The sequence below is a fragment of the Pseudoalteromonas sp. C8 genome, from assembly GCF_011378685.1.
In the GTDB taxonomy this organism is placed as follows: Bacteria; Pseudomonadota; Gammaproteobacteria; order Enterobacterales; family Alteromonadaceae; genus Pseudoalteromonas; species Pseudoalteromonas arctica.
Window position 1 is genome coordinate 1 of record NZ_WTKT01000079.1, and the last position, 334, is coordinate 334.

1 pseudogene is annotated in these 334 nt (G+C 34.7%); it reads left to right on the forward strand.

Features of this window, described 5'->3' with window-relative positions:
• Nucleotides 1–334: pseudogene (locus tag GQR39_RS20110) on the forward strand (guanosine-3',5'-bis(diphosphate) 3'-diphosphatase); the annotation flags it as partial.

Consider the following 334-nt stretch of genomic DNA (forward strand, 5'->3'; position numbering starts at 1 on the left):
AAGCTGGTGAGTTAACTGAATCACATCAAAAACAACAAATACGACAGAGTGCTATCAAGGGAGCAGAAGATATTATGCTTTCTTATGCAAACTGTTGTAAGCCATTACCCGGTGATCAAATTGTGGCTCATACCAGTACAGGTAAAGGCTTAGTGGTGCATATTAAAAGCTGTCACAATGTAATTGGTTTTGAGAATGAACTTGATAAATATATTGCTGTCGAATGGGATATGAACTTTATGAACCAATATGAATACTCAAGTGACTTGATTATTCAAATGGTCAATCATAAAGCCGGACTAGCTAAAATGTTTAATGTAATTGCAAAAAGTAA